This is a genomic window from Pantoea sp. XAF26B01_ASV70 (assembly GCF_054512635.1).
Genome location: NZ_CM137251.1, coordinates 590,002 through 612,307, shown reverse-complemented (window position 1 = coordinate 612,307; position 22,306 = coordinate 590,002). Strand labels below are relative to the sequence as shown.

General features: G+C 56.7%; 21 protein-coding genes. 15 read left to right on the top strand and 6 right to left on the bottom strand.

The window, feature by feature from the left end:
* Positions 1-489 precede the first annotated feature (489 nt).
* On the bottom strand, positions 490-1,299 hold the full coding sequence (locus ACX8ZY_RS02980) for a 5'-nucleotidase, lipoprotein e(P4) family (RefSeq protein ID WP_010699771.1): 810 nt from the start codon (positions 1,297-1,299) through the stop codon (positions 490-492).
* Between the two features lie 106 nt (positions 1,300-1,405).
* Between ACX8ZY_RS02980 and ACX8ZY_RS02975 the strand changes: the two genes are divergently transcribed.
* Together ACX8ZY_RS02975 and ACX8ZY_RS02970 are read left to right on the top strand one after the other, a co-directional pair.
* The gene (locus tag ACX8ZY_RS02975) at positions 1,406-2,113 is read left to right on the top strand and encodes a polyphenol oxidase family protein (RefSeq protein WP_158131372.1); all 708 of its coding nucleotides are present in this window, start codon (positions 1,406-1,408) and stop codon (positions 2,111-2,113) included.
* Positions 2,114-2,380: 267 nt separating this feature from the next.
* On the top strand, positions 2,381-4,399 hold the full coding sequence (locus ACX8ZY_RS02970; protein WP_421665212.1) for an oxidoreductase: 2,019 nt from the start codon (positions 2,381-2,383) through the stop codon (positions 4,397-4,399).
* On the opposite strand, the gene rlmG is transcribed toward ACX8ZY_RS02970, so the two are convergent.
* Positions 4,400-5,518, bottom strand: a complete 1,119-nt coding sequence (rlmG, locus tag ACX8ZY_RS02965; protein WP_421665211.1) for a 23S rRNA (guanine(1835)-N(2))-methyltransferase RlmG — start codon at positions 5,516-5,518, stop codon at positions 4,400-4,402. It lies immediately after the preceding gene.
* A gap of 83 nt (positions 5,519-5,601) precedes the next feature.
* On the opposite strand from rlmG, the gene ACX8ZY_RS02960 reads away from it, so the two are divergent.
* Positions 5,602-6,105, top strand: coding sequence for a M48 metallopeptidase family protein (locus ACX8ZY_RS02960; protein ID WP_010256568.1), 504 nt, complete (start codon positions 5,602-5,604; stop codon positions 6,103-6,105).
* Here ACX8ZY_RS02960 and ACX8ZY_RS02955 read toward each other — a convergent pair.
* The gene (locus ACX8ZY_RS02955) at positions 6,102-7,790 is read right to left on the bottom strand and encodes a chloride channel protein (RefSeq protein WP_258993405.1); all 1,689 of its coding nucleotides are present in this window, start codon (positions 7,788-7,790) and stop codon (positions 6,102-6,104) included. The two genes, ACX8ZY_RS02960 and ACX8ZY_RS02955, sit on opposite strands and share 4 nt — an antisense overlap.
* Before the next feature lie 146 nt (positions 7,791-7,936).
* Between ACX8ZY_RS02955 and ACX8ZY_RS02950 the strand changes: the two genes are divergently transcribed.
* The 3 genes from ACX8ZY_RS02950 to sstT all read left to right on the top strand — a co-directional run bounded on the left by ACX8ZY_RS02950 (position 7,937) and on the right by sstT (position 11,617).
* Positions 7,937-8,923 (top strand): Gfo/Idh/MocA family protein, encoded by a 987-nt coding sequence (locus ACX8ZY_RS02950; RefSeq protein ID WP_258993404.1) that lies wholly within the window; start codon positions 7,937-7,939, stop codon positions 8,921-8,923.
* Positions 8,924-9,180: 257 nt separating this feature from the next.
* The gene (locus ACX8ZY_RS02945) at positions 9,181-10,149 is read left to right on the top strand and encodes a TerC family protein (protein WP_010699777.1); all 969 of its coding nucleotides are present in this window, start codon (positions 9,181-9,183) and stop codon (positions 10,147-10,149) included.
* 235 nt (positions 10,150-10,384) lie between these two features.
* A complete protein-coding gene (gene sstT, locus ACX8ZY_RS02940; RefSeq protein ID WP_033758873.1) occupies positions 10,385-11,617 on the top strand; it encodes a serine/threonine transporter SstT in 1,233 nt (410 codons plus the stop codon).
* 196 nt (positions 11,618-11,813) lie between these two features.
* On the opposite strand, the gene ACX8ZY_RS02935 is transcribed toward sstT, so the two are convergent.
* The 3 genes from ACX8ZY_RS02935 to uxaC are packed head-to-tail and all read right to left on the bottom strand — an operon-like array spanning position 11,814 to position 16,175.
* Complete coding sequence (locus ACX8ZY_RS02935; RefSeq protein WP_421665210.1) at positions 11,814-13,304, bottom strand: UxaA family hydrolase; 1,491 nt, start codon at positions 13,302-13,304, stop codon at positions 11,814-11,816.
* 4 nt (positions 13,305-13,308) lie between these two features.
* Entirely contained in the window at positions 13,309-14,757 is a 1,449-nt protein-coding gene (locus tag ACX8ZY_RS02930) for a tagaturonate reductase (RefSeq protein ID WP_421665209.1), read from the bottom strand.
* 2 nt (positions 14,758-14,759) lie between these two features.
* Positions 14,760-16,175 (bottom strand): glucuronate isomerase, encoded by a 1,416-nt coding sequence (gene uxaC / locus ACX8ZY_RS02925; RefSeq protein ID WP_346552805.1) that lies wholly within the window; start codon positions 16,173-16,175, stop codon positions 14,760-14,762.
* A 399-nt stretch (positions 16,176-16,574) separates the two neighbouring features.
* Here uxaC and ACX8ZY_RS02920 point away from each other — a divergent pair, with 399 nt between their 5' ends.
* From ACX8ZY_RS02920 to ACX8ZY_RS02880, 9 genes are all read left to right on the top strand, one after another.
* A complete protein-coding gene (locus ACX8ZY_RS02920) occupies positions 16,575-17,879 on the top strand; it encodes an MFS transporter (RefSeq protein WP_010699779.1) in 1,305 nt (434 codons plus the stop codon).
* An 86-nt stretch (positions 17,880-17,965) separates the two neighbouring features.
* Positions 17,966-18,742, top strand: a complete 777-nt coding sequence (gene exuR, locus ACX8ZY_RS02915) for a transcriptional regulator ExuR (protein ID WP_022623920.1) — start codon at positions 17,966-17,968, stop codon at positions 18,740-18,742.
* Positions 18,743-19,066: 324 nt separating this feature from the next.
* Positions 19,067-19,741 carry a DedA family protein gene (locus ACX8ZY_RS02910; RefSeq protein WP_010699781.1) on the top strand — a complete coding sequence of 225 codons (675 nt, stop codon included), beginning with the start codon at positions 19,067-19,069 and terminating at the stop codon, positions 19,739-19,741.
* Complete coding sequence (gene mzrA / locus ACX8ZY_RS02905; protein WP_010256540.1) at positions 19,741-20,088, top strand: EnvZ/OmpR regulon moderator MzrA; 348 nt, start codon at positions 19,741-19,743, stop codon at positions 20,086-20,088. Before ACX8ZY_RS02910 ends, mzrA begins: the two co-directional genes overlap by 1 nt.
* Positions 20,089-20,282: 194 nt before the next feature.
* The gene (locus ACX8ZY_RS02900) at positions 20,283-20,657 is read left to right on the top strand and encodes a DUF1090 domain-containing protein (protein WP_010256536.1); all 375 of its coding nucleotides are present in this window, start codon (positions 20,283-20,285) and stop codon (positions 20,655-20,657) included.
* A gap of 35 nt (positions 20,658-20,692) precedes the next feature.
* Positions 20,693-20,998 (top strand): ElaB/YgaM/YqjD family protein, encoded by a 306-nt coding sequence (locus tag ACX8ZY_RS02895; RefSeq protein ID WP_010256532.1) that lies wholly within the window; start codon positions 20,693-20,695, stop codon positions 20,996-20,998.
* 2 nt (positions 20,999-21,000) lie between these two features.
* A complete protein-coding gene (locus tag ACX8ZY_RS02890) occupies positions 21,001-21,396 on the top strand; it encodes a phage holin family protein (protein ID WP_010256529.1) in 396 nt (131 codons plus the stop codon).
* Positions 21,396-21,680 (top strand): YqjK-like family protein, encoded by a 285-nt coding sequence (locus ACX8ZY_RS02885; RefSeq protein WP_010256526.1) that lies wholly within the window; start codon positions 21,396-21,398, stop codon positions 21,678-21,680. The genes ACX8ZY_RS02890 and ACX8ZY_RS02885 overlap by 1 nt, the downstream gene beginning before the upstream one ends.
* 202 nt (positions 21,681-21,882) lie before the next feature.
* A complete protein-coding gene (locus tag ACX8ZY_RS02880) occupies positions 21,883-22,296 on the top strand; it encodes a DoxX family protein (protein WP_010256522.1) in 414 nt (137 codons plus the stop codon).
* Positions 22,297-22,306 lie beyond the last annotated feature (10 nt).

Genomic DNA, 22,306 nt, shown 5'->3' with positions numbered 1-22,306 from the left:
GAGTCACAGAAAAAGGTTATAGCCGCTAACCATTACCAATGCACGAGCAATATTTCACAGCACTTTAACATCATGCTATTTGTCAATCTGGCGTCAGTAAGAGTCAGGGGTGAGTAAATTTAATTAAGCAGCAGAGAAGTGAAATAATTAGCGGAAATCATTTTAAGTTCAATAATTTCAATAGATTAAAATACAAAAGATAATAAACTAAAGTTATTGCTGACAAAAAAATACAATCATTAACCAAGGGGATATTCACTGCCATACCAACCGGCCTGCTTTTTACCAGGAATACTCTTAATTAAAAAATTAACCATTAGCACGATCAACCGGCTTAATTGCTGATAGCCAGTCAGATATGCCTGATTTTAGATAAGAATGAAGCAAGAGATAATTAATTTAATTTGCAGCAAAATAGTGACGGGAGAAAGTAAATCAGGACCATGTTTTAACAGAGCCTGACACGGTCAGGCTCTTTTTCTTGACGAATTATTTACCGTTCCAGCTTTGCAGGCGCGATTCCCGCACAGACAGCTGCTGTTCGGGCGTCAGTTTATTGTAGTTTTCCGCCATTCCGCTCTCCCAGTCGCCGTAGAGCGGATTCGGCAGCACGATGAACTGCGTTCCAAACTGCTGATGGTTAAGATTCACAAAATCACGACGCGTCTGATTACCCTGATGCCAGGTCGCGCCACCAAAATCGTTGAGGTTATCGCCAACGTAGAGCACCACGTTATAGCCGGCATTTTTAATGGCATCGAAACGCGCCTGCTTATTGGAGCTGTCAGTATTCAGACGTACCGTTTTATCGCTGACGTTGGGGAAGCCAAGCTGCTGCATGTTAGCGACCGTGGCCGCGTAATCTTTCTGATCGCGGTTCGACACATAGAACAGCGTGCCGCCATTCTGTGTGACATGACGCGCAAACTCTATCGCGCCCGGCACCGCTTTCGCCTGCCGCGCCTGTGTCCAGGCTGACCAGGTTTTGCTGCTGAACGGCTGGCCGTTCTTCGCCTGCCACGCGCTGTAGGCGCTGTTATCCAGCATCGTCTCATCCAGATCGACAATCACCGCTTTGGGTTTGCCAGTCAGCGAGGGGGCCTGATCAAACGCCATACGCGCGGTATTAAATGCCTGCCAGGTCAGCGCCTGATATTCACCAGACTGCTGGAACCAGTTTACCGCCAGCACCGATTGCTGGCCGAGTTGCTGTTGCGCGGTCTGATGTGTCGACGAGGCGCAGCCGGTAAGCAGCAGCGCGACCAGTCCGGATGCAGCCAGTTTTGCGGAGGTTTTCATCATTTCATCCTTAAGGTGAGAAAGGTCTGAGGAGAAGCTTCAAAAATGTAGCAGTTAACGTAAGCTGTGGGCAGCCCAACGCACGCTGTTATAACAGGAGATTCCTATGGCCGTGATCCCGCGCTCGCCATTGCTCGATTCGCTGGAGTGGCTCGAATATGCGTTTCAGCCAGCCGGTGAGCCCCCACCCGCTGATGCAGCCTATGGACATCAGCGCCACAGCGCGACCGTGGTCACCGATATCGAGAACATCCCACCCAAAAGCTGCGAGTCTGACGGCGTGATTAGCAGCGGGACGCGCCCGGTGGCGGTCTACACCGCCGACTGCCTGCCAGTGCTGTTCGCCGATCGCCAGCAGCGGATCGTGGCCGCGGTTCATGCCGGACTCAAAGGTACGCTGGCGGGTGTGCTGACCCGCGCGGTTGAAAAACTGTGCGAGCAGCGCTGTGAGCCGCAGAACCTGATGGTGGCGATCGGTCCGGCGATGGGCCCCTGCTGTTATGAACTGGCCGAACCGCAGCTGGCGGAGATTGCGCAGAACCCGGCATTGGCCAGCGGGCTGCGCTGGCACCAGAACCAGCCGGTTAATCCTCTGGCGCAACGTCCACAGGCCGCTGCCCGCCAGCAGGGTGTCTGGTTCGATCTGCCTGCGCTGGCAACGCAGTTGCTGATAAACGCGGGTGTGCCAGCTGCGCAGATCGATAACGTCAATGTCTGCACCTACTGCATGGCCGAAAGCGGTTCAAGCTACCGCTTCAATACCCACCACGGCAGCGGCTATCACTCCCGCTATTCGTGGATCCGTCGACGTTAATGGGTTTTCTGGCACCGCGCTGACAGCATGTAGCGGAACCTGAACAGCGACGGGCGCTGACGCCTGTCGCAAAGCTACGCGGGCCACGGATGGCGGTCTTCACCTCTTTGCGCAAGGCACGGGCGACCTCCGCCCACTCTTTGTTACTCACCTCACTCCCCTGCCGTTGTTTATGATTTCACTCACACCCTGACATTCTTTCACTTTTTTTTAACGCAGAAGTGGCTAGAGTGAACTCATCCGACCACTTTACCGTGAGTGACTATCATGTCCGTCAATCCTGACTATCCTGCGCTGTTTACGCCGCTGGACCTTGGCTTTACCCGACTGAAAAACCGCTTTCTGATGGGGTCGATGCACACCGGACTGGAAGAACACCCGGATGGCGCAGCCCGGCTGGCGGCTTTCTACGGCGAGCGGGCGCGTGAAGGCGTCGCGCTGATCGTCACCGGCGGCATCGCCCCCAATGCCCAGGGTGTCACCACCGCGCATGGCGCGATGCTCACCGACGAGACGCAATGTGACTGGCACCGGCAGATTACGGAGGCGGTACATCAGCATCAGGGCAAAATCGCCCTGCAGATCCTGCATACCGGTCGTTACAGCTATCAGCCCGATCTGGTTGCGCCCTCGGCACGCCAGGCGCCGATTAACCCGTTTACGCCACAGGCGATGAGCGAGGCGGCGATTGAACAGACCATTGATGACTTTGCCCGCTGCGCCCGCCTGGCACAGCAGGCGGGCTACGATGGCGTGGAGATCATGGGTTCCGAAGGCTATCTGATTAATCAGTTTCTGGTGAAGCACACCAATCAGCGCACCGACCGCTGGGGCGGCGACTTCCGGCAGCGGATGCAGTTCGCGCTGGCGATTACCCGCGCCGTTCGCGCCGCGACCGGTGACGCCTTTATCATCATCTTCCGGTTGTCGATGCTCGACCTGATCGAAGAGGGCAGCACGCTGGAGGAGACGCTGTTGCTGGCGGGCGAGCTGGAGCAGTGCGGCGTCACGCTGTTTAATACCGGTATTGGCTGGCATGAGGCGCGCATCCCGACCATCGCCACCTGCGTGCCGCGTGCGGCCTTTGCGTGGGTGACGCAGCGCCTGCGTGAACAGGTGAAGGTGCCGGTCATCGCTACCAATCGCATCAACCATCCCGCCGTCGCCGAGCAGCTGTTGCAGTCCGGCTGCGCCGATATGGTGTCGATGGCGCGCCCTTTTCTCGCCGATTCCGCCTTTGTCACTAAAGCACAGCGCGGTGAACCGGACAGCATCAACACCTGCATTGCCTGTAATCAGGCCTGCCTCGATCAGGTGTTCGCCGGTAAAATTACCTCCTGCCTGGTCAATCCGCGCGCCTGCCATGAGTCGCTGATGCCGGTCATCGCCAGCACCGCCCCGCGCAGGCTGGCCGTAGTGGGTGCCGGTCCGGCCGGCATGGCGTTTGCGCTGCAGGCGGCGCAGCGCGGTCATCAGGTAACACTCTATGAGGCCGCGCCGGAGATAGGCGGTCAGTTCAATATTGCCCGGCTGATCCCTGGCAAATCGGAGTTCAGCGAAACGCTGCGCTATTTCCGGCATGAGCTGGCGGCCGCAGGCGTGACGGTTCAGACGGGCTGGCGGGTGACGGCGGATCAGTTGAGTGACGCCGATGAAGTGGTGCTGGCGACCGGCATTCAGCCGCGTACGCCCGATATTCCGGGCATCGACCACCCCAGCGTGCTGAGCTATCTGGAAGTGCTGCGCGATAAGCGCCCGGTAGGTAAACGGGTAGCGATTATCGGCGCCGGCGGTATTGGCTTTGATGTGGCGGAGTATCTGTCACATCCATCCCATGACGAGGATCTGGCGGCGTTTTATGCCGAATGGGGCATCGACCACAGCCTGACGCAGCGTGGCGGCGTGATGAAACCCGAGCCGCCTGCCGCGTTACGGCAAATCTGGCTGCTGCAACGCCGATCGGGAAAACCGGGTGCCGGGCTGGCAAAAACCACCGGCTGGATCCATCGCGCCAGTCTGCAGGCGCAGGGCGTAGAGATGTGGGGCGGCGTTGAGTATCTGGCGATTGATGACAGCGGCCTGCATCTGCGGCGCAACGGCGAAACGCTGCTGCTGGAGGTCGATAATGTGATTATCTGTGCCGGACAGGAGCCGCAGCGCGAACTGGAAGCCGCGCTGCGTGCAAAAGGACAGAGGGTGACAGTCATCGGCGGTGCGGATGTGGCGCAGGAGCTGGATGCGCGCCGTGCGATTGCGCAGGCGACGCAGCTGGCATTAACCGTCTGACTAGCGCATTTTCACCGCGCGCAGCACCACAAACTTCTGGTTAGAGGCGATCAGCGTACAGTTACCAAACAGCTTCTTCAGCTTGTGGTGATAATCGAGGTGGCGGTTGCCGACAATGCGCAACTCGCCGCCATACTGAAGGCAGCGTTTGGCATCGCGGAACATCTGCCATGCCAGGTGATCGGTCACCGCGTGCTGCTGGTGGAACGGCGGGTTGCACAGCACCGCGTGCAGCCGATCTGACGGATAGCCACTCAGCACGTTGTTCACCAGGAACTGACAGCGTGACAGATCCTCAGGACGGTTCACTTCCACATTAAGCTTGCTGGAGGCGACCGCCATGTAAGACTCATCAAGGAAATGCACCTCGGCCTGCGGGTTCTGCTCCAGCGCCACCAGTCCCACCACGCCGTTACCACAGCCGAGATCGACAATCTCGCCCTCAATGTTTTCCGGCAGATGCTGCACAAAGAGCCGTGCGCCGATATCCAGCGAAGCGCGCGAGAAGACGTTGGCGTAGTTGTGAATCTGATAAGGGGTGCCATCCAGCGGCCAGACCAGCGTCGGCGTGGCCTCACGCAGTTCAGGCTTGCTGAACTGGCTGTAGATCAGACGCGCTTTTTTCCACGCCAGTGAGGTTTTGGTTTCACCAATGATCTGTTCGAACAGCTGCAGCGTAGAGTTATGGATCTCTTTGGCGCGCGCCGCCGCCAGAATCACCGTATCAGGCGTGACAACTTCGCGAATGGCGCGCAGCTGGTGCTCCAGCAGCGCCAGGGTTTTAGGCACCTTGATCAGCACAGCCGCAGGTGAAGCAGGCAGGTCAGCCAGGCTATCAACAAAGTGAACGTTGCTGTCATCCAGCCCATTAAAGGTCAGATTCTGACGGGCGGCCTGCTGGCTCAACCAGGAGTCGCTGACGTGCCAGACGGTACGCGAATTCAGGGCGCAGGTTAAGGCCCCGAAACTGTCGTTGAAGACCAGCACCGGCCCCTCTGGCAGCGCCTGCTGTAACAGATATTCATCAGCCGCATCCCAGGCTTGTAATGGACTTTCGTCACGCATCTGCGGGAAGCGATGCAGGATCAGTGTGCGATCGTTCAGTTCAAGTTGGCTCATGAATTCTCCGGCGTGGTACACTTTGGTTGATTTTCGCCCCAAAATCGGGGGCGCAGTATACTGTCTTTCGCCTGGAATCCCTAATGTCCTCACTGATCTACCTTCAGGGTTATCCTGCCCCCCTTCTTGAGCAGGTTCAGTCGCTGATCGCCCATCAGCGCTTAGGTGCGTTCCTGCAGGAACGTTATCCCGACACCCACGACGTGATGAGTGATAAAGCGCTGTATGACTACACGCAGGCGCTGAAAAATCGCTATATGCGCAATGCGCCGCCGATCAGCAAAGTGATGTGGGATAACAAGATTAAGGTGATGAAGCATGCACTCGGGCTGCACACAGCCATCTCGCGGATTCAGGGCGGTAAGCTTAAGGCGAAAGCGGAAATCCGTATCTCGACCTTTTTCCGCCTCGCGCCAGAGCCGTTTCTGCGGATGATCGTGGTGCATGAGCTGGCACACCTTAAAGAGAAAGATCACGATAAGGCGTTCTACCAGCTCTGCTGCCATATGGAGCCGGATTATCACCAGCTCGAATTTGATGCGCGACTGTGGATGACGGACCAGGCGATGCGCGGCAACGCGGCTTAAAGAAACTCCTGCGCTTTCTGAATCAGGCTGGTTTTGGTCAGCGCGCCCAGAAAGCGCCGTTCCTGCGGATTGTTGAGCACCGGCAACCGCTCCAGTGTCACCGCCGCAAAGGCTTCCCATCCCTCACGCATACTCTGATTCTGATACACCACCGGGAAATCCTGATCCATCACGCACTGCACCGGTGAGTCGAGGGTGATCTCCTGGGCCAGCACCCGGCGCGAAATTTCATGAATCGAGACCACACCGAGGAAAGCGCCCGCGGCGTTGATCACATAAACATAGCGTTCACGCTTCAGGGAGCTGACCGCCAGCGCCTTCCCCACCGACTCCTCCGGCTGCAACGCCGCACCCGCAATAATCAGCTCGGCAATGCGCATGTTATCGAAATCATATTTCGCTTCTGAACGGCTGAAGTGATGACTCACGACCGGATAAGTACTGGCGGATTGCAGGCGATAGACCACCATCGACGCCAGCACCGTGGCGATCATCAGCGGAAACAGCAGGCTGCTGTTGAGCGTCATCTCCAGCACCATCAGCATCGCCATCAACGGCGCCTGACTGACCGCCGCCAGCACCGCCGCCATACCAATCGCGGCATAGAGCAGCACATTGCCGAGCGGCAGATGCAGCGCCGCACCCACCGTCGCGATGATCACCCCCAGCAGCGCGCCAATCAGCAGCGAAGGGGTAAAGAGTCCGCCGACGGCGTTCGACCCTACCGACAGGCTGGTAGCAAGGGTTTTCAGCACCAGCAACAGCAGCAGACCCGGCAGCAGGTAGTGCCCGGCCATCACTTTGACGATCACCTCGTAGCCGTTGCCGAGGATATCAGTGGAGATCAGCGCCAGTAAGCCGACCGCAAAGCCGCCCGCCCCGAGGCGCAGCGGCAGGGAGGCGACCCGGCTGAACAGCACTTTGCTGCGGGCGATGCATTTAATCACGATCCAGCCCGCCAGACCGGCGCACAGACCAATCACCACCGTCATCAGCAGGCTGCTGAGATCCATGGCGAAGTTCGCGTTTGCCAGCGGATAGAGCGCGCTGCGAAAACCCAGCGTCCACATGGTCATCACCGCCGTGGCGGCAGCGATGATCAGGGGGATCAGCCGCTGCAACGCAGAAATGCCGAAGGCGATTTCCGCCACAAAAATCGCTGACGCCAGCGGCGCATGGTAAACCGACGCGAGGCCCGCCGCCGCGGCCATCGCCACCACGTCACTGTTTTTCAGGTTAAGTGAGGCCGGTAACAGGCGACCAATCGCACTGCCGCACAGTGCCGAGAGCTGCACCATCGGCCCCTCTTTACCTATCGACGCGCCGCTGCCGATACTGGCAATCGACGATAAGGCGCGGAACAGTGAGGTCCGGGTCGGCACCGCATCCAGCCGGGCGTTGATCACTTCAAGGTAATCCGTTTTCACCGTCTGCTGCTGCTCGATGGCAACGGCATAACGCAGAAAATAGCCCGCCAGTACGCCGCCCGCCCCCACCAGCAGCGGCCAGAAGATCCACGGCCAGAGATGCAGGGATTCGGTTATTTCGCCACTGCGGGCAAACAGCAGATGGTTGATCAGTTCAATCACGCCGCGGAAAGCCAGCGTCACCAGCGACGCCGCACACCCGACCGGAATGGCGATCAGAAGTGTGGTCCAGTTTAATGCGTGCTTACTTGCTTTCACCTGCGCTCCCTGGTTGGTACATAAACATCATCGCTTCCGCATATTATTGGAATGCGGATCGCAGGATCAATCCCTGCCCGCCCGGCACCATTGCACAGCGTGGGTGAGATGTTACTCTGCCGCTTTACAGCTGCCGGAGAGATGACGTGATTCGTTTTGCCATTGTGGGAACAAACTGGATTACACGCCAGTTTATTGATGCCGCTCATGAAACCGGAGCGATGAAGCTCTGTGCGGTCTATTCACGCAGTCAGCAGCAGGCTGAGGCCTTTATCGCCGATTATCCCTGCAGACAGACCTTTACCTCACTGGAAGCGCTGGCCGCCAGCCCGGAGATCGATGCGGTCTATCTGGCCAGCCCCAACGCCCTGCACTGCCAGCAGGCGCTGCTGTTTATGTCGCACGGCAAGCATGTGATTTGCGAAAAACCGCTGGCCTCTAACCTGGCAGAAGTGGAACAGATGATCGCCTGCGCCCGTGAGCATCAGGTGGTGCTGTTTGAGGCGTTTAAAACTGCCAGCCTGCCTAATTTCCTGCGGCTGCAGCAGGCACTGCCTGACGTGGGTAAACTGCGAAAAGCGCTGCTGAATTACTGCCAGTACTCCTCACGCTACCCACGCTATCTCAACGGTGAGAACCCCAATACCTTTGATCCGCGCTGGTCGAATGGCTCAATTATGGATATCGGTTATTACTGTCTGGCCTCGGCGGTGACGCTGTGGGGCGAGCCAGATCGTGTGCAGGCCAGCGCGACTTTGCTTGCGAGCGGCGTGGACGCGCACGGCGTGGTGGTGCTGAGTTACGCTGATTTCGATGTGACGATCCTGCATTCGAAGGTGAGTGATTCCAGCCTGCCCAGCGAGATTCAGGGTGAAGCGGGCGCGCTGGTGATAGAGAAGTTATCGGAGTGCCAGCAGCTGACTTTTGTGCCGCGGAGCGCGGAAAAGCAGACGCTGAGCCAACCGCAGCATATCAACACTATGCTGTATGAAGCCGCCGCTTTTGCCCGGCTGGTTGAGCAGCGTCAGGTGGACCACCCTTCGCTTGAGGTTTCGCGGATTACTGCGTCGCTGCTGACTGAGATACGCCGCCAGACCGGCGTAATCTTCCCGGCCGACCAGGCTGCTGTGTAAATATTTCTAAATATGTCTGAGAGGTGTTGCTTCCTGTGCGGCTAAACCGTAACTTACCCTCCTGCAAAGGGGAGTAACTTGTAAGCTGATTGATCGTCATTACGATGCGAAAGCATCCGGTCATCAGGCAACCCGGAATCAATTTCTGTGTTGTAAGTGAGACCTTGCCGGAAGGCGAGGTTTGCTTACACAAAAATAAGCGGCTGACGTCTTCTGACTTCAGCCGTTTTTTTTTATTTTTCGGACAGGATACGAATATGCAAACTGTGGGTACGCCTTTACTGTGGGGCAGCTTTGCGGTTGTGGTGCTTATCATGCTGGCTATCGACCTGCTGTTGCAGGGACGCCGTGGCGCGCAGACCATGTCTTTCAAACAGGCGGCCGTCTGGTCGCTGATCTGGGTTTCAGTCTCACTGCTGTTCAGCGCCGCCTTCTGGTGGTATCTGGAGGGCAGCGCGGGACGTGAAGTCGCTAACACGCAGACGCTCGCCTTCCTGACCGGTTACGTGCTGGAAAAAGCGCTGGCGGTGGATAACGTCTTCGTCTGGCTGATGCTGTTCAGTTACTTCTCTATTCCGGCCAATCTGCAGCGCCGGGTGCTGATCTATGGGGTATTAGGCGCTATCGTGCTGCGTACCATCATGATCTTCGCCGGTAGCTGGCTGGTCACGCAGTTCAGCTGGATCCTCTATGTGTTCGGTGCCTTCCTGCTGTTCACCGGTGTGAAAATGGCGCTGGCGAAAGAGGATGACAGCGCGGTGGGCGAAAAACCTGTGGTGCGCTGGCTGCGTAAGCATCTGCGCATGACTGACGATCTCGACGGCGAGAAGTTCTTCACCCGCAAAAACGGCGTGCTGTTTGCGACGCCACTGCTGCTGGTGCTGATCATGGTAGAAATCAGCGACGTGATCTTTGCGGTCGACAGTATCCCGGCGATCTTCGCCGTGACCACTGACCCGTTTATCGTACTGACCTCAAACCTGTTCGCTATCCTGGGTTTGCGTGCCATGTACTTCCTGCTGGCAAACGTGGCGGAACGGTTCTCGATGCTGAAGTATGGCCTGGCGATTGTGCTGGTGTTCATCGGCTTTAAGATGCTGATTGTCGACCTCTACCATATCCCGGTCGGTATCTCGCTGGGTGTGGTCGGTGCCATTCTGGCATCAACCCTGCTGATTAATGCCTGGGTTAACCGCAAAAGAGACCAGAAAAAGCTCGCACCATAATTACCTGCAGGGGCAGCCGATGCCCCTGTTTTATTTTGTGGCAGCCTGTCACGCCATTTCATCCCTCTGTCACACTTCCACTATCCAGCATAATAAAAATCTGACCTGCTCCACAGTGACAGAACTTTCTCTTTTCTCGTCCGATCTTTTCCTTATACTCCGCCGGGCAAACCGTTTTAGCCGATGCAAAACATCGCGTCTGAAACTACATCCGCGACAAAATATAGAAAATATTATGCAGAAAACTCTCTCCGCACGTCTGGGCACGCTGCTCGCCGGAAGCCTGGTGAAGCAAATCATGATTGGGCTGATCGCCGGTGTGGCGCTCGCCTGGATTTCACACGATGCCGCTATCGCGGTCGGTCTGCTGGGTGAACTGTTTGTCAGTGCGCTGAAAGCAGTCGCGCCATTGCTGGTACTGATGCTGGTGATCGCCTCGATTGCCAACCACCAGCAGGGCCAGAAGAGCAATATCCGGCCGATTATTATGCTTTATCTGCTGAGCACCTTTTTCGCGGCGGTGGTCGCGGTGGTCTTCAGCCATCTGATCCCGCAGACGCTGACGCTGGCGGTGGGCACCACGGAAATCACACCACCATCCGGCATCACCGAAGTGTTACGCGGACTGCTGATGAGCATGGTGTCGAATCCAATCACGGCCCTGATGAACGCCAACTACATCGGCATTCTGGTGTGGGCAATTGGTCTCGGGCTGGCGTTCCGTCACAGCAGTGACACTACCCGCGCCTTTCTCAATGATGCCTCTCATGCGGTGACCTGGCTGGTACGCTGCGTGATTCGCTGCGCGCCGATTGGTATTTTCGGTCTGGTGGCCTCGATCCTCGCGTCTACCGGCTTTGGCGCGCTGTGGCAATATGCGCATCTGCTGGCGCTGCTGCTGGGCTGTATGGTACTGATGGCGCTGGTGGTGAACCCGCTGCTGGTGTTCTATAAAATCCGTCGCAACCCCTATCCACTGGTCTTCACCTGCCTGCGCGAAAGTGGCGTGACCGCCTTCTTTACCCGCAGTTCTGCCGCCAACATTCCGGTGAATATGGCGCTAGCGAAACGTCTGGATCTGGATGAGGATACCTATTCGGTGTCGATTCCACTGGGCGCAACCATCAGTATGGCGGGGGCATCGATTACCATTACCGTGCTGACGCTGGCGGCGGTGCATACGCTGGGGATCAGCATTGATGTGCCGACGGCAATTCTGCTGAGTCTGGTGGCATCACTCTGTGCCTGTGGTGCATCTGGCGTGGCGGGCGGTTCGCTGCTGCTGATCCCGGTGGCCTGTAACATGTTCGGCATTCCGAATGATCTGGCAATGCAGGTGGTGGCGGTCGGCTTTATTATCGGCGTCCTGCAGGATTCAGCGGAAACCGCGCTGAACTCCTCAACCGATATTCTGTTTACCGCCGCTGTCTGTCAGGCAGAAGCGGAGCGCGAAACCAGCCGGGCTTAACCTTTCAGATAGCTCAAAAGCTCAAAGAGTGGGTGGCAGAGTCCGAAGAGCAAAGCGTCCCGCGCCAGGGAAGGCGCGGGCCGAGCGAGCAGGGATGCTTTAAGCGACTTTGCGATCGGACTCTGCCACCCACGAAGGGCACAGGATTAACCGACGGTAATAACAACATCAGGATCGCCATTGTTTGCCTGACAAACTATAGCGTCACACCGCTTTTGAAAATCGCCAGCTCGCGGAAATCGTTCTTCTCGTTGTTGGTCGACTGACCGCTGGCAATCGCCACAATGCTGTCGACAAAGTCTTCCAGCATCGCATCCATACTCATTCCCTCGATCAACCGTCCGGCATTAAAGTCGATCCAGTGCGGTTTCTTCTCCGCCAGCGGCGTATTGGTGGCCAGCTTCACCGTCGGCACAAAACCGCCATAAGGTGTGCCGCGTCCGGTACTGAACAACACCATGTGGCAACCGGCGCCTGCCAGCGCACTGGTGGCGACCGCATCATTACCCGGCGCACTCAGCAGATTCAGCCCCGGCGTTTTTAACCGTTCGCCATACTTCAGCACATCGACCACCTGGCTCTGCCCCGCTTTCTGAGTACAGCCCAGCGACTTCTCCTCCAGCGTGGTGATACCGCCCGCTTTGTTGCCTGGCGACGGGTTTTCGTAGATCGGCTGCTGGTGATCGATAAAATACTGTTTGAAATCGTTGATCATCGCCACCGTTTTGCTGAAGGTCTCCTCGTCGCGACAGCGACTCATCAGAATCCGCTCTGCGCCAAACATTTCCGGCACTTCGGTCAGTACGGTCGTGCCGCCATTGGCGATCATCTGGTCCGAGAAACGTCCCAGCAACGGATTGGCGGTGATGCCAGACAAACCATCCGAACCGCCGCACTCCAGACCAAACTTTAGCTCGCTGAGTTTGCCCGGCTCGCGCTGGTCGTGACGCATTTTTTCATACAATGCGTGCAGCCGCTCCAGCCCGGCTTCCACCTCATCGTCATGCTGCTGGCACACCATAAACTCGACCCGGTCGCTTTCAAACGCGCCGAGGGTGTCACGGAAGGCATCAACCTGATTGTTTTCGCAGCCGAGACCAATCACCAGCACCGCGCCAGCATTAGGATGGCGCACCATGTTCTGCAGCATGGTGCGGGTGTTTTCGTGATCCTGCCCCAGCTGCGAACAACCGAAGGTATGGCTGAACAGGAACGCGCCATCGATGTCTTCTGCATCCTGCGTCTCCTTCAGAAAGCGCTGCAGGATCTGACGCGCAATGCCGTTGACGCAGCCGACGGTCGGCAGGATCCACAGCTCATTGCGGATGCCGACCTCGCCGTTAGCACGACGGTAGATCTGCACCTCACGGTCACCCGGCTGCGGCGGCAGCGTCACAAACTCGGGCTGATACGCATACTGATCCAGATCGCTGAGATTGGTGCGGGCGTTCTGCGAATGGATTAACTCACCGGCGGCCACAGGCTGCGTGGCATGGGCAATCGGCAGCCCATATTTGATCACCAGCTCATCCTGCGCGATAGGCTGCAGGGCAAATTTATGCCCGCGTCCGACCGCCTGTTGCACCGCCACACGCAGTGGCGGCAGCTCTATCGTGGCGCCCGCGTCTAAATCACGTAACGCCACGGCGACATTGTCGCGGGGATCAATTTTAATTGCGTCTTGCATAGCGTTATCTCAGTTGGCTCAGCGCCTCACGCATTCCGTGGGCGATGATATTTTGCAGGTGTTGGGTGACAGCCGCAGCCAGTCCGGGCTGACGGGTTAAATCTTCACCCCAGTGTTGCGCGTCGCTGAGTACGCCGTTCACCAGCTGTTGCGGTGACAGCTGATCCGCATCAAGTGCTTTCCAGGCGTCGGCGTAGCGCTGTAACCACTGCGGCTCGTCCTGCAATGGCCAGCTTTTGCCGGCTGACTCGCCGCGATAAAAAGCGATCAGCGCGGCCAGCGCAAAGGTGATGTGTGTCGGCCACTCGCCGGTTTGCTGATGCGCGGCAAGGAGTGGCGTCAGCAGACGGGTGCGGAATTTGGTCATGCCATTAAGGGCAATCGACAGCAGCGCGTGGCGAATAAACGGATTGCGGAAACGACGCTGTACCGCATCGGCAAACACGTGCAGTTCATCGGCAGGCAGATCCAGCGTCGGGATCACTTCGTGACGCAGCAGGCTATCCACAAATCCGGCGATAGCCGGATCGGCCATCGCCTCTCCCACACTCTCAATACCGGCCAGAAACGCGACCGGTACCATCGCAGTGTGTGCGCCATTGAGAATGGCCACTTTCTGCGCTTTATAGGGCGCAATGTCATCCACATGCCGAACCTGCGGCGACAGCGCCGCCAGCTTCAGTTCATTAAACAGCGCCGACGGCCCCTGAATCACAAACTGATAGTAGACTTCGCCCGCCACCAGATAGCGATCTTCATAACCCAGCTCGCGTTGCAGCGGCTCGCTTTCCGCCGGGAAGCCGGTGACGATGCGGTCGACCAGGGTGTTATAGAACGCGCAGTGCTGATGAACCCAGGTTTTAAATTCGGAGGGCAGATGCCACTGATCGGCGTAGCGCAGCACCAGATCGCGCAGCGTGTCGCCGTTATGGTCAATCAGCTCGCACGGCACCACCAGCCAGCCCCGGTCGCTGGCGCCATTGAAGTGGGAATAGCGCGCCCACAGCAGCTGCGTCAGTTTGCCGGGGAAACTGCTGGCGGGCTGATCGGTGAGCTGATCGGTGCCGACAAAGGCGATGCCCGCTTCGGTGGTATTGGAGAAGACCATGCGCAGATCAGGATTACGGGCCAGCGCCATAAACTCGCCGAACTGCTGCCAGGGCTGGATTTCACGATTGAGGCTGCGGATCAGCCGGGTTTCGCTGACCTGCTCGCCCTGATCGTTCAGCCCGCGGATCAGTGTGGTATAGAGTCCATCCTGCTGATTCAGGCTGTCGCTGACTTCACGGTTGCGCGGCCGCACCACCACGATCCCGGCATCGGTGCCCTGATGTTCATTGAGCCAGTCGATCTGCCAGTCAATAAAGGCGCGCAGGAAGTTGCCTTCGCCGAACTGGATCACCCGGTCGCGATAGACTGCGCCCGGAAAGTCGTGACGGTTTAGCCTTTTCATTATCAGGCTCCCAGCTCGATGCCGAAGTAATCGCGGGCATTGTTGAAGCAGATGTTCTGTACCATCTGACCTAACAGTGCTTCATCGGCTGGCGCTTCACCCTGCTCCACCCAGCGGCCTATCATCTGGCACAGTAGCCGGCGGAAATATTCGTGGCGGGTGTAGGAGAGGAAGCTGCGGCTATCGGTCAGCATGCCGACGAAACGGCTCAGCAGACCAATCTGCGCCAGCTGCGTCATCTGACGCTGCATACCATCCAGCTGATCGTTAAACCACCAGGCTGAACCAAACTGCATCTTGCCCGCCTGACCTTCGCCCTGGAAGTTGCCCGCCATGGTGGCCAGGACTTCGTTGTCGCGCGGGTTCAGGCAGTAGAGAATGGTTTTAGGCAGCGCATTATTGAGATTCTGCGCGCCCAGCAGGCGTGCCAGCGGTTCGGCCAGCGGCTGGTCGTTGATCGAATCGAAGCCGACATCAGGCCCCAGCAGCTGGTACTGGCGCGGATTGGTGTTGCGCAGTGCGCCAATGTGATACTGCTGCACCCAGCCACGGCGGGCATATTCGCTGCCCAGCCAGACCAGCACCGCCGTTTTAAACTGTGCCGTTTCCTGCGGGTTGGGTACGGCACCGCTGCGACGACGCGCCAGAATCGCATCCAGCATGGCGTCATCCGCCTCGGCGTAGCAGACCACATCCAGCGCGTGATCGGAGACTTTACAGCCGTGCGCCGCGAAGTGATCCAGCCGCTGATGCAGTGCGCTGCGCAGATCGTCAAAACGCTGCACGCTGATGTCCGTCAGCTGCTCCAGCGTCTCGATCCACGGCAGGAAGGTTTCCGCTTCGATATTAAACGCTTTGTCCGGACGCCAGCTCGGCAGCACTTTAACGCTGAAGCTGGCATCGTCTGCCAGCGCGCGGTGATGGCGCAGGTCATCCAGCGGATCGTCAGTGGTGCCCACCATCTTCACCTTCATCTGCTGCATGATGCCGCGCGTGGTAAAGCTATCCTGCGCCAGCAGTTCATTGCAGCGATGCCAGATGCTGTCAGCCGTTTTCTCAGAAAGCAGCGTATCGGTAATACCGAAAGGCCGGCGTAACTCCAGGTGGGTCCAGTGATAGAGCGGGTTGCCGATGGTGTGCGGTACGGTGCGCGCCCAGGCGTCAAATTTTTCACGATCGCTGGCGTTACCGGTACAGAACGCCTCAGCCACACCGTTGGCGCGCATGGCCCGCCACTTATAGTGATCGCCCTTCAGCCAGATGTCATAAAGGTTGGCGAAGCGATAATTTTCGGCAATCTGCTGCGGCGGTAAGTGGCAGTGATAGTCGAAAATCGGCTGATCCTTTGCATAGTCGTGATAGAGACGACGGGCGAATTCGGTATCCAGCAAAAAATCTTCGGTCATGAAACGTGACATACATGCTTCCTCATCGACTGAACCACGGATGGCCCAAAGTTATCATACCAATTTTAGTCCGTTACGGATTTATTTGCGATCCTGCTCACATAAACGGCGGTAGCTGGCTGCCGTTATGGACGTTTTTGTCGCCCGCATCGCGCTAAATGGCTGTCATTACGCAGGTTTCCAGTATCCCACAGTGCAGAAAGGGTTTTTGTGATGGCTCTCAACTTTTAAAGTTGTATAACAAGTTAGGCTCTCGCCCCATCGTGAGGTCGTTAGCGACTCACAAATGGCAAGGTCATAACAGGGTTGCTCATACAGAACCTGCGGGCGTGAGCAGAGCTGCATCACGTGCTGTCCCGCTCCAGATAACAACAGCGGCAAGACCGCATACAGAACTGGAAGAGGTAGAGGATGCGTAAGATCAAAGGGTTACGCTGGTACATGATTGGACTGGTGACGCTCGGTACGGTGTTGGGGTATCTGACCCGTAACACCATTGCCGTGGCGGCCCCGACATTAATGTCAGAGCTGCATATCACCACGCAGCAGTACTCCTACATAATTGCGGCCTATTCAGCCTGCTACACGCTGATGCAACCGGTGGCAGGTTATGTACTGGATCTGCTCGGCACCAAAGTCGGCTACGCGGTGTTTGCTATTATGTGGGCGATTTTCTGTGCCGCTACGGCGATGGCGGGCAGCTGGGGCGGACTGGCGCTGGCACGTGGCGCAGTCGGTGCGGCTGAAGCGGCGATGATCCCGGCCGGACTGAAAGCGAGCAGCGAATGGTTCCCGGCTAAAGAGCGTTCGGTCGCCGTGGGCTACTTTAACGTGGGTTCGTCTATCGGTGCGATGCTGGCTCCGCCGCTGGTGGTCTGGGCGATTGTGGCGCACAGCTGGCAGATGGCATTTATCATGACTGGTGTGCTGAGCATGGCCTGGGCACTCAGCTGGCTGGTGTTTTACAAACACCCGAAACAGCAGAAGAAGCTGAGCGATGAAGAGCGCGACTACATTATCTCCGGCCAGGAAGCGCAGCATCAGACCGGCAACACCCGCAAAATGTCAGCACTGGAGATTATCCGTAACCGCCAGTTCTGGGGTATTGCCCTGCCGCGCTTTCTGGCAGAACCGGCATGGGGAACGTTCAACGCCTGGATTCCGCTGTTTATGTTTAAGGTTTACGGCTTCAATCTGAAAGAGATTGCGATGTTCGCCTGGATGCCGATGCTGTTCGCGGACTTCGGCTGCATCCTCGGTGGCTATCTGCCGCCGCTGTTTCAGCGCTGGTTCGGCGTTAACCTGATCGTCTCCCGCAAGATGGTCGTGACGATGGGTGCGGTGTTAATGATTGCGCCGGGCACCATCGGCCTGTTCACCAGCCCCTACGTCGCCATTGGTCTGCTGTGCATCGGCGGGTTTGCGCATCAGGCCCTCTCTGGCGCGCTAATCACCCTCTCCTCAGACGTTTTCGGCCGCAATGAAGTTGCCACGGCTAACGGCCTGACCGGCATGGCAGCCTGGACCGCCAGCACCATGTTTGCGCTGGTGGTCGGTGCACTGGCCGATACGCTGGGCTTCAGCCCACTGTTTGCCGCGCTGGCGGTGTTTGATCTGCTGGGCGCCGTCGTTATCTGGACGGTTCTGAAAAATAAACCCATTTCAGAGCTGAATGCCGAAGCCGTTATTCCGCAGGCCAGCGCCGTTCGCAGTTAATCTGCCGGGCTGGCGCAAGCCAGCCCATTTCCTCGCACCTCCTGAAGTGGTATAACAACTTATCTGTCTGCTACCAGGATTGTGCTATGGACTTCACTGAATCCCGTCGACTTTATCAACAGCTGGCCAGCGAGCTGAAAAGCCGCATTGAAACCGGGATCTATCCGGTGGGTGACAAACTGCCTGCTGAGCGCCTGATTGCCGAAGAGATGGAAGTGAGCCGCACCGTCGTACGTGAAGCGATCATCATGCTGGAAGTTGAAGGCTATGTTGAGGTCCGCAAAGGCTCGGGCATCCACGTCATTGCCAGCCAGCAGCAGAACCGCATCGCTTCCACCAGCAGTCAGCTGGAGTTCGCCACGTTTGGCCCCTTCGAACTGCTTCAGGCTCGTCAGCTGATTGAGAGTAATGTGGCCGAGTTCGCTGCAACGCAGGTAACGCGTCAGGACATTATCGACCTGATGGCGATTCAGGAAAAAGCCCGCCAGGAGGATCACTTCCGCGACTCCGAGTGGGATATGCAGTTTCATGTACGTATCGCGCAATCCACCCAGAACAGTGCCTTAGCCGCCATCGTTGAAAAAATGTGGCTGCATCGCCTGCACAATCCCTACTGGCTCAAACTTCACGAACACATCGACCAGCGCAGCATTCTCAGCTGGTGCGACGACCACGATCAGATTCTTAAAGCTCTGATGCGCAAAGATCCCGCCGCCAGCAAACTGGCGATGTGGCAACATCTGGAAAATACTAAACAGATGCTGTTTAACGCGACGGCGGATGATTTTGAATTTAACGTGGATCGATACATGTTTGGTGAGAATCCGGTCATCCTGCCTGATGGGTCCAATAACGCCCGCTAAAAGTGCCTGAAAATGCCCTGAGATGGTCAGTTAATCTGCAATAGTGTCAGGTCATGTAAAGCTCCTTTTTACACGCCGTTTCACAAGGTAAAACTCCTGTTCGCCAGAGAGTTTTCCTGTCTCAGACAGGCGATTTTTGTTACAGTTATCGCCCTTTTATTACCCTTTGCGACTGGGGGTTATAAAGTCGCTGATTTAACAATCAATTCTGGAAGGATCCGGAAAATCCCGCCCAGGCTGCGCTCCTAAAATTTATAACGAAATGCCGGTCTGCGTTTAAGTCCCTGTGGGACATGTTTAACAATGATGTTCAGGAATGAATTGATGGATATTTTGCAATCGTTGCTGCATGCCCTCTGGCAGCAGGACTACGAAACCCTCTCCGATCCCACGCTGGTATGGGCCATTTACGGCGTGCTGTTTATGATTTTGTTTTTAGAAAATGGCCTTCTTCCCGCTGCATTTCTGCCAGGTGACAGTCTGCTGATTCTGGTCGGCGTACTGATTGCCAAAGGCACCATGAGCTTCCCCCTGACGATTCTGGTTTTAACGACCGGTGCCAGTCTTGGCTGCTGGGTGAGCTACTTACAGGGCCGCTGGCTGGGTAACACGCCCACGGTACAGAAATGGCTCTCCCATCTTCCCGCCCAGTATCATCTGCGCGCGCACAGCATGTTCCATCGTCACGGCTTATCTGCCCTGCTGATTGGTCGCTTTATCGCGTTTGTGCGTACTCTGCTGCCTACCATCGCCGGATTGTCAGGCCTCAGTAATGCCCGCTTTCAGTTCTTCAACTGGGTAAGTGCGTTCCTGTGGGTAGTGATTCTGACCGTTATCGGCTTCGCGCTGGGTAAAACCCCGATTTTCCGTCGTTATGAAGATGAGATGATGTTCTTCCTGATGATGCTGCCGCTGGCGCTGCTGGTGTTTGGTCTGGTGGGATCGCTGGTGGTGATATGGCGTAAGCGTCAGGCGAATCAGAACGGGAAAGCCGAGTAATGAAACTGCTGCAGGCTATTCCTAAACGGTGGTTACCGTGGTTGATCGCTGGCGTCTTTGCGCTGGTCGCGCTTTGTGTGGTCCCCGGTCTGATGAAGCACGAGACGGTGGTGCAGATTCGGGTTTCCCATGCTGGCGCCACCCTGCCCGATGGTTTTTATCTCTACCAGCAATTAAGTGCGCAGGGTATTCGTATCAAAAGCATTACGCCTGCGGGTGATGCACTGATCATCCATTTTGATAGCGAAGAGCAGAGCCTGGCGGCCCAGAAGGTGTTACGCCGTCTGCTGCCACAGGGCTTTATTGTGGCGCAGCACGATCACTCTCAGCACCTCTCACTGGCGTAATCCCCCGACTCCCCTCTCCTTTTCAGACCGTCGCGCCATCCTGCGGCGGTCTGAAAGGCGCTCTATCTCCCGGTCTTCTTTGAACTTTTTACTATGGGTGTCTATGCTTAAGCGAGAGTCGATTCTTAGCACCCGCAGCCATATGATTACGCGGGTGATGACGGATCAGGTCGCAATGGAAGGGTCCAGGACCAATGAAATATCAAGTATTACTGGGAGTCGCGCTGTTTTCGCTGTCGGGATCGCTGCTGGCGGCAGAATCGCTGTGTGAGCAGAAAGAGCAGGATATTCAGCGTGAAATCGGGATGGCGCAGAAGCATAACAACCAGCGCCGGGTTAACGGTCTGGAGCGCGCGCTGACCGAAGTCCGGGCCGATTGCAGCGACAAAAAGCTCGAGGCCGCCCATCTGGAAAGAATTAACGCTCAGAAGCAGAAAGTTGCTGAGCGTGAGCACGCACTCAGGGAAGAGCGTGAAGAGGGCCATGACAAGGAGAAGATTGCTAAGCGACAACAAAAACTGGATGAAGCGCGCCGGGAGCTGAAAAAGTTACAGGCGGAGCCCTATTAATCGGAACTAACCAACTGATGTTAAAGGAGTATTTTATGTCTAAAGACACATCATCGGAACATTTGCGTGCTGAACTGAAAAACCTGGCCGATACCCTGGAAGAGGTGCTGAGCAGCAGCACTGAAAAATCCAAAGGCGAGCTGGATAAACTTCGCAATAAAGCGCGTGTGGCGCTGGATAGCTCACGTGAACGTCTGGGCGAATCAAGCGAGCGCATTGCTGCGACCACCCGCGAAGCGGCGCAAAAAGCCGAAGGCTACGTGCGTGAAAATCCATGGCATGGTGTGGGTATCGGTGCAGCGATTGGCGTCGCACTGGGCATGCTCATTTCGCGTCGATAATTATGGCTGACTCACAGCATAACCACGGCCCGGCTAAAGGGGTCATTAACATCGGCCAGCGCATTGTTACCACGCTGGTTGGCATGGTCGAGACACGCGTTCGTCTGGCAGTGGTGGAACTGGAGCACGAGAAAGCTAACCTGATTCAGCTGCTGTTGATGGTTGGCCTGACAATGCTGTTCACTGCATTTGGTCTGATGAGCCTGATGGTTCTGATTATCTGGGCAGTGGATGCGCAGTACCGTCTGATGGCCATTGGCATCACGACCGGCACGCTGCTACTGCTGGCGGTTATTCTGGGGCTCTGGACGCTTCACAAATCACGTCAGTCCACGCTGTTGCGCCACACGCGCAAGGAGCTGGAAACAGACCGGGATTTACTTGAGGACCAGCGCTGATGAGCCGCCGCGAGCGTGAAGAACGCATCCATGAACTGCTTAAGCATGTGCAGCAGCAGCGGCTGGATTTAAGCGCTGCGCGGCGTGACTGGCTGGAAGGCACCGCCCATTACGATCGCGGCTGGTTCACCTTCCTCAGCTTACGCCGCTACCTGGCCATTGGCAGCAGTGCGCTGGCTATCTACTCCGTTCGCAGTCCCAACATGCTGTTACGCTGGGTAAAACGGGGATTCGGCGCCTGGAGTACCTGGCGCATGATCAAGTCCGCTCTGCCACCGCGTTAATTTTGCTAAAAGCCGGTCCTGAAAAGGCCGGCTTTTCTTCATCAGAATTTCTGAAAAACACTGACAGTATATCTCGCTTACAACCTTTCCACTCCGCGACTATCATCTCCAGCTATCAACCCAATGAACGCAATACTGCTTTCAGCGGGCATAAACCTTGCGGGCAGCTTGCCCTGCATCCCTGATAGCGCTGGAGTAAATGATGAAAAAATTCGAAGACGTTGGTTTGTTACTGGCTCGCATCCTGATGCCAATCCTGTTCATTACGGCTGGCTGGGGCAAAATCACCGGTTATGCAGGTACTCAGCAATATATGGAAGCAATGGGCGTCCCGGGCTTTATGCTGCCGCTGGTTATCCTGCTGGAGTTTGGCGGCGGTCTGGCTATCCTGTTTGGTTTCCTGACACGTTTCACTGCCCTGTTTACTGCAGGCTTCACCATCCTGACCGCGTTTCTGTTCCACAGTAACTTTGCCGAAGGCGTGAACCAGCTGATGTTCATGAAGAACCTCTCTATCGCCGGTGGTTTCCTGGTGTTAGGTCTGGTGGGTCCTGGTGCGTACAGCATTGATCGCCTGATCAGCAAAAGAAAAACACAGCCAGCGATTGCGCGCTAATCTCACATAA